The sequence below is a fragment of the Xanthomonas codiaei genome (assembly GCF_002939785.1).
GTDB classification, from domain to species: Bacteria; Pseudomonadota; Gammaproteobacteria; order Xanthomonadales; family Xanthomonadaceae; genus Xanthomonas; species Xanthomonas codiaei.
Map to the genome: position 1 here is coordinate 1 of NZ_MDEC01000063.1, position 4,972 is coordinate 4,972.

Genomic DNA, 4,972 nt, shown 5'->3' on the forward strand with positions numbered 1-4,972 from the left:
AAGACCGAAACCGCACTCGCCCTGGCCGAAACGCTGTACGGCGGCGAACAGAACCTGATCACCATCAACATGAGCGAGTACCAGGAGGCCCACACCGTCTCTTCGCTCAAGGGCGCACCGCCGGGCTATGTCGGTTACGGCGAAGGCGGCGTGCTCACCGAAGCGGTGCGACGCAAGCCGTACTCGGTGGTGCTGCTGGACGAAGTGGAGAAGGCCCACCCCGCCGTGCACGAACTGTTCTTCCAGGTCTTCGACAAGGGCTGGATGGAAGACGGCGAAGGCCGCCGCATCGACTTCCGCAACACCTTGATCATCCTCACCAGCAACGCCGGCACCGAGCTGATCGCCAGCCTGTGCAAGGACCCGGAACTGATGCCGGACCCCGAGGGCATGGCCAAGGCCTTGCGCGAGCCGTTGTTGAAGGTGTTTCCGCCGGCATTGCTCGGGCGCCTGGTGGCGATTCCGTATTACCCGCTGAGCAACGCCATGCTCGGGCAGATCGTGCGGCTGCAGTTGAACCGCATCAAGAAGCGGATCGAGGAGCGCTACAGGATCCCGTTCGAGTATGACGACTCGGTTGTTGAGCTGGTGGTGAGCCGGTGTACCGAGAGTGAGTCGGGGGGCGGATGATTGATGCGATCCTGACCAATTCCATGTTGGCGGAAGTCTCGCGCGAGATGCTGGGGCGCACGCTGCACGGTGATCGCCTCGCGGGCGTATGCGTGAATGCAGACGGCGGCGACTTGGCTTATCGCTTTGCGCCTACGGTGCCATGAGGCGCCGACATACCGCTATGCAAGCGGGAATCAACAAGCAGGAAGACCAGTGATGGCGATGACCAAAAGTCAGATCAACAGCGGCTTGATCGGGTTCAAGGGAGCCCTGTACGACACATGGAATTCGGCCGTGTTCGTCAACCAGAGTCGGGACGACGAGGAATGGAGCGGCCTGTATGTCGGCGCGACTGTCGAGGTGGCTAACGACAACGTCGAGCCACCCGAATCCGGAACGGGGACCAGCTACATCCTGGAGGTCAGCCTGACACGGGCACTGCCGGTGTATGCCTTCGACGACCGGTACCTGGCTCAGGGAAACGTGGGTCAGGAACTGAAGGCCGCCTATGTCAAGCAACAGCTGGGCCTCCCGGCCGACAAGCGCCTGATGCCCGAACTCGGACGGCTGGGATGCTGCTACCGCGGACCTCTCAACGAGGAAGGTGACGTCGAGATCGTGATCCCCACCGTGCTGGCTCCGCATGTGCGGATGCGCAAAGTGCAGGAGGTGACCTTCAGGAGATGGATGCGATCGTGAAAACGAACCGACGCGATGGGCGTAGCGGAATCGATAGGGAACGACAGAACGGTAGGACGCAGGGTGAAGGCAGGCAAGATTGAGGAACTGCTGCCCGGCAACCTCCCAGGGGGGGAGTGCGGAGAGTGATCCGGAGAACCCTCGCCGGGCGGGTCGAAAGGTCGCTGGCGCCTCGATACCGGCCCCAGCTAAGAACAACGTCATTTCACGGTCGGTGAGCGTACTCGCGGGCAGCTTGAGTGCGAGATCTGCCGCTACTTTTGCGACCGCGGGCCGAATCCGAGCAGGGACGGTAAGGAAACCAGGGCGGTCCTGCCGCAAAGTGTTGAGCTGTCTAAGAGCTTCCTGATTACAGCGGGGACTATGCATGGTGGTTCGCCAAGAACGCTTGTGAAGAGCGACCTGAGGCTTGCCACACCTCCATTCCAAAGCCTTCGGCAACTGAACAAGGCTTGCCAGTGCTGTCGCCGCGTCGGCCGGCAGTTCCGGCATGACAAGAATGGTGCGTCTTCTCTCGGTGGTGGCCCAGTCCAAATAGATAGCGATGAAGTCGGCGGCCCCTGAGGGCGGACCGGCCGATTGCCTGAGAGCCGCCTCGGTAGACAGCAATGGGTGTCCACATTCACACGCTAGATTCTGGTCGAAGCACCAATCGGCGAGTGTGGGCGGCTTCCTGCGACAGCGCCTACACCTGTTTTGTAGTGCAACGCCGTGCCAAGGACAACGCTGGATCCAGGGTAATTGATGTAGTAGCGTGTGGTAGCTCGAATGCATGCACTGCGGGCAATAGCGGAGCGCCCAACCAGTTTTAAGAATGTTCGAGGGCCCCTGAAAGGGGAACCATGCCGTCAGATTCCATGTCGGCGGCACTGTGAATAGGTGCAAGGCGCGAGCGAAAGCCGCTTGGCGAACCTCAGAGAAGGTCATCAGCTCCGATAGGTCATCCGCCCGCCGGCTGCGGATTCCAAAAAGCCGAAAGAGGTCGATCGGGTTAAGGGCATTGAGCCGCACGAGCCGCGTAAGTAACCCGAAGGCAGATGTTGCCGGTAGGACTTTAAGGTCCATACCCACAAACGGAGTCGTCAACGAAGAAGCAAACGGCGTCAAGGACTCGCGCGACACTGTCCCTCGTAGCGTGATAGGGCGGCTCGGCTGAGCAGCAGGAATGATCATGCGGGCATGCCCCGATAGCCCGGCTCGATTTCCAGGTAGCCCGCGCGTAGCAGTCCTTCACGAATACTTGTTTCCGTGAGTTCACTGAACTCCGGATTATCGTAGGCTACTCGGACCAGGATAAAGTACACGAATCGTTCGAATGACTGCATCGGCCATTCCACGACGTCAGGTAGGCCGTGTTCGGCACGCAGGGAATTGATTACCGAGCGGATGAGATCGACCTGGGTGCCCAACCGCCAGCCCAGTGCGTATGCCTTGGGGGCAAGATAGTGCGTATATGAGATGCCAGATCCTTCGGGCCAAACTAACTCCTCGTCATACTCGCGAAAGGCAAGGGCCACGTCCGAGGCAAGCTGATGGTCTCGATCAACCTTGGGGATCTCCCACAGCAGACCCGTGTAGTGGTGGGAGGTGGTGAAGAAACGTCCATAAATGTGTCGGGGCGGACGCCTGTCAATCGCCGAACGATCAAAGCGTCCTGAGTCGGTTTGATTGATAAAGAAAAAGAAGATTCGTCCGGTCTTCTCACACTCATTCACGATCGACATGACGTGCTCGTACTCGTCGGCAGTGGAGCGGTTTGCCTCGTTGAAAGCCACGCCGATCACCTGCGCGCTCTGGCGGTGGCCTTCCTCCTGGAACATGCGAACTGCGCGCATGAGTGTGCCGTTACTTGTCGCGCTTGCCGCGACCGTCTGTCCTTGCTGCAGCAGTAGGGAACTGGCGAAGTAGCCTTCGCCCGGCTTGGCCGGCTTTGTATAGGTGAATTCGATCATATACATTGGGAACGGCCGCCAAGCATCGGTCTGGATAAGTTGGCGAACACCATAGGTCTTGCCGATGCGACCGAAGCCATCGATCCAGATCGCATCAGAGCCAATCTCGATACTGTTTCTGGCATCACCGGCCAATCGTTCGCCAGGGCGCGTGATAATAAGTGGGCGCTTGAAGCGGAGCATGGGATGGCGAGCATCAGTCGTCATGGCTTCCACCCCTGGATGCAGTTGAGCGAGTAGTCGTGATTTCGTCGGACTTGCGCGGGTCTTGATGGACAGGATCGCTAGGCAGCTGAATTGCTCCTGTTTTGCTAACACGAGCAAAGCCTTGAATCTGATAGGGCGTCGTGCCTTCTAAGCAATGTGATCTGTTGGTTTCCATGATTGAACTCAGAGGCGGCGATCCGCCGCCATCAATGAAGAAGCAACGGTTCAGCGCCGGCGCAGGTTCACCGGCCCACCACGTGGCGGAAGGCCCGCCAGCGTTTGCGCCGCGCCGCCGGAGGTGCAGAGCGGCCGGTCAACCGGAGCACGGGGCAAAGCGCCATTGGCAACTTCGTCCGCCGCCCACTTGATATGTCGTGCACATTCGCGGACGTCGGCGTGATAAGCCTCGATTAAGTCATCGATTCCTTCCCAGCGCGCAGAACGAGACCGTTTTAGCTTTTCGGCACGCTTGCGTTCGGCGAGCGTATGGGGCGTGCGTGCATAAGGAGGTAGCGTCTGCAGTGTGATGTAAGGCAGGCCACGCTCATCAAGCAACGTCAGGAATCGGGCGTCATCGTCTTCGATGTAGCCGTGGAACTTTTCGCCGATCAAGTCCGTACGGGGATTGAGCGTGTCACTACGGTAGGTGCCATATCCGTAATTGACGTGGGGTAGAACATCGCCGTTCCTACTCCCACGAATGGTCACTTGGACCCGGATTCGGCGCATATCGCGCGCGTCGTCGGCCGTGCGCGAGGAGCGCAGCGGCATACCACCAAGCTCAATGTAGCGTTCCGCCACCTCGCGCGGACTGCGATTATGCAGTTCCGGATGTGCGGATACGTTATAGGTACTGATGGCAACGTCGAGAAAGTCCTCCAACAAGTCGACGAATATCGGATAGTTCGAGGCCTTGCGTGTGGAAATCTTCTGCTCAACCCGATTTTTCGTCTCTGGCTCGAATCCTCCTGCAAGGAACCGGAGCACTTTCTGTTCAATAAGCTTAAAGAACGCCTCAATCTCGGCGCGAGTTTGCGGAATTCCAGCTACGCCGAATCTATAGATGCCGAGTTGGTGGTGTAGCATCGTGCGTCGGGCATGCTTGGCCAGATGACCAGAGAAGTTGTCAAGCGACAGCTTGAGCGCACGAGGCAACAGGGACGGCATCGCCGCAGGCATCCATGCATTAGGCAGATAGCGCATACGACGATCACTAAGATCACGCGGATGCCACGTCTTGAGTCCAGCGGACAATGTTCGCAGTAGGTCAAACTGATCGTAGGAAGCGTCAATGACCACCTGCCAAGAAACGCAGGCGCGCGACCCCACATCGAACTCAACCAGCAGCAGGATCCCAGAGATCTTTGTAAGCACCGAAGTGCCATCGGGCAGTGGTATTGCGACACACTGGTCCTTTAGGAAAGGTCTGATCAACTCACCACAGATGCGCGACACTACCGCCTCATGTAGAGGATTCATCCATGCAGCTGACGTTCGGTGAC

2 protein-coding genes and 2 pseudogenes are annotated in these 4,972 nt (G+C 58.7%); 2 read left to right on the forward strand and 2 right to left on the reverse strand.

What is annotated here, in order from left to right:
* Together XcodCFBP4690_RS21925 and XcodCFBP4690_RS23245 are read left to right on the forward strand one after the other, a co-directional pair.
* Window positions 1–776 (forward strand): annotated as a pseudogene (locus XcodCFBP4690_RS21925) (AAA family ATPase); the annotation flags it as partial.
* 52 nt (window positions 777–828) lie between these two features.
* Window positions 829–1,311, forward strand: coding sequence for a hypothetical protein (locus tag XcodCFBP4690_RS23245; protein ID WP_104544372.1), 483 nt, complete (start codon window positions 829–831; stop codon window positions 1,309–1,311).
* A gap of 1,169 nt (window positions 1,312–2,480) precedes the next feature.
* On the opposite strand, the gene XcodCFBP4690_RS21935 is transcribed toward XcodCFBP4690_RS23245, so the two are convergent.
* Window positions 2,481–3,581, reverse strand: a complete 1,101-nt coding sequence (locus XcodCFBP4690_RS21935) for a hypothetical protein (RefSeq protein WP_244183774.1) — start codon at window positions 3,579–3,581, stop codon at window positions 2,481–2,483.
* Between the two features lie 114 nt (window positions 3,582–3,695).
* Window positions 3,696–4,972, reverse strand: a pseudogene (locus tag XcodCFBP4690_RS21940) (hypothetical protein); the annotation flags it as partial.